Source organism: Dolomitihabitans soli (assembly GCF_022213955.1).
GTDB lineage: Bacteria > Actinomycetota > Actinomycetes > Streptosporangiales > Streptosporangiaceae > Streptosporangium_A > Streptosporangium_A soli.
Genome location: NZ_JAKNTW010000066.1, coordinates 1 through 1,949 on the forward strand (window position 1 = coordinate 1; position 1,949 = coordinate 1,949).

Genomic DNA, 1,949 nt, shown 5'->3' on the forward strand with positions numbered 1-1,949 from the left:
GGAGATCCGGGCCTGGATCGATCAGTGGAACGACAACCCGCGCCCGTTTGTGTGGCGAAAGACCGCCGAAGAGATCCTCGAATCACTCGCCCGATATTGCCGACGGATTTCTGACGCAGGACACTAGTGCGGTGTCCACAAACCTTCGCCGGGGTCCGAGCTGGTTCCTGACCTCGGCGATCACAGCACCTGAAGCCGGTGAACGTTTCTGGACACCGCACTAGCCTAGGGCCTGTACGGATTTCAGATCTTCAGACGGGTTGAAGGCTTCGGATCCACAAGATGGTTCCGCGTAGATGAAGACCGGCGAGGTAGCTGTCGGGAGTCTTGTCGAAACGGAAGGCCAGCCCGCGCCACTCTTTGATCCGATTGATACATCGTTCCACCGTGTTGCGCTGCTGGTAGAGATACGGATCATGGGTGATCGGGCGGCCGCCGCGGGAGCCGCGTTTCTTGCGGTTGGCCGCCTGGTCACTCTTCTCGGGGATGACGGCCTTGATGCCGTCGGCGCAGGTAGAGGCGGTTGCCGCGGGAAGAGTAGGCCTTGTCGGCGGCCACCGCGGCCGGGCGGGTGCGCGGGCGTCCGACGGGCAGCCGGATCTTGATGCGGGACAGGACGGCGCGAAACCGCGGGCTGTCTCCCGCTTGGCCCGGGGTGAGGACGAAGGACAGCGGACGGCATCGCCGGTCGGCGGACAGATGGACCTTGCTGGTCAGTCCACCCCGAGAGCGGCCCAATGCGGCTGCCGTCAGCCGTATTCTGCGCCGTCGTCGTAACCGCCGGCGTTCATCCCCGCCATGATCCCCATCGTCGCCGCACTTGCCGTTGTGGGGGTTTTGCCCCTTTGGCGCAGCCCCCTTTCCTGGTCGGCGGCCTTCTCCAGCGCTGTGACCAGCTCACCGTCCAGGGCCATTCCGGCGGCGTGGTGGTGGGCGCGGGCCGTGGTGGAGTCCACGCTGACCAGCTCAAGGTCGGCCTGCCCCCGAGCCGCGGCCTCAGCGATCACCGCCTGCATCAACTGCTCGAAGACACCGGCTGTGGCCCACAGCCGGAACCGGTCGTAGACGGTGGACCAGGGTCCGTACTCGGTGGGCAGATCCCGCCATGGACTGCCGGTACGAAACCGCCACATCACGGCGTTGAACTGCTGCCGCAAATCCGGGATCGGGCCTCGCTCTCCCAGCGGCAGGTGAGGATCGATCAGGGCCCATTCGTCATCGGTGAGGTCTCCGCGCGCCATGGCGATGGCTTACCAGGATCAGAAACCACAGCGCAGGCGAATCCCTCTGATCTCAACTCCGCACAGGCCCTAGAGAGGACCCTGGTGGGCGAGGGTGCGTCGGTGGAGATGTAGGAGCCGATCGGCTCGCTGAACACGATAAAACCGTTCGGGGCCGGCACATCATTCGGTTCGAGTTGGAAGTCGGGCAAGGACTCTCCCGCGGTGACGGCGAGCTGGGTCATCTCCGCCGAGACGAAGAACAACTCCGCCGCGCTCAGCCGCTGGTACTCACTCTCACACAGCCATCGCGCGTCCTACCCCGGGTCGAGCGCGGGTGGCACGATCGACCCCTTACCGGATGCCACCAGCGCGGCGGTGTTGGCGATCTCGTGAGGAGTACGCATCTGCCGGGCCATCGCCGCACGCAGCCGGGGCACACCGGCGGCGGAGGGCGGGTTCCACGGCGTCGACTCGACATCAGAGGGGAGCTGGGGCATCAATGCCTCCTGCGAACATCAGAGCCTTGGACGAGATCACACCCCTAGTCGCAGGATTCTTCGAGCAGACGTGCTGCCTGTGCGGTCCGCTGGTACAACACGTAGCGCCCGTCTCTGACCTTGGTGACGAGGCGTGCGCGGTGCAGTGCGCCGAGGTGGTAGGAGACGGTGCCCGGGGTGTATCCGATCCGGGTGGCGAGTTCTGCGGTCGACCGGGCGGTTTCGAGGT

At 65.5% G+C, this 1,949-nt stretch carries 2 protein-coding genes and 2 pseudogenes; 1 reads left to right on the forward strand and 3 read right to left on the reverse strand.

What is annotated here, in order from left to right:
* A pseudogene (locus tag MBA17_RS48940) lies at positions 1-127 on the forward strand (IS630 family transposase); the annotation flags it as partial.
* Between the two features lie 124 nt (positions 128-251).
* Here the strand turns inward: MBA17_RS48940 and MBA17_RS48945 are convergent.
* The 3 genes and pseudogenes from MBA17_RS48945 to MBA17_RS48955 all read right to left on the reverse strand — a co-directional run.
* Positions 252-1,241 (reverse strand): annotated as a pseudogene (locus tag MBA17_RS48945) (IS5 family transposase).
* A 296-nt stretch (positions 1,242-1,537) separates the two neighbouring features.
* Complete coding sequence (locus MBA17_RS48950) at positions 1,538-1,720, reverse strand: hypothetical protein (protein ID WP_238505821.1); 183 nt, start codon at positions 1,718-1,720, stop codon at positions 1,538-1,540.
* Between the two features lie 44 nt (positions 1,721-1,764).
* Positions 1,765-1,949 (reverse strand): ArsR/SmtB family transcription factor (locus tag MBA17_RS48955; protein ID WP_238505822.1); only part of this gene is annotated, 185 nt, incomplete at its 5' end.

What these genes read in the sequence shown, in the direction of transcription:
- MBA17_RS48950 (WP_238505821.1), bottom strand. Translation starts at nt 1,720, where the DNA reads ATGCCCCAGCTCCCCTCTGATGTCGAGTCGACGCCGTGGAACCCGCCC.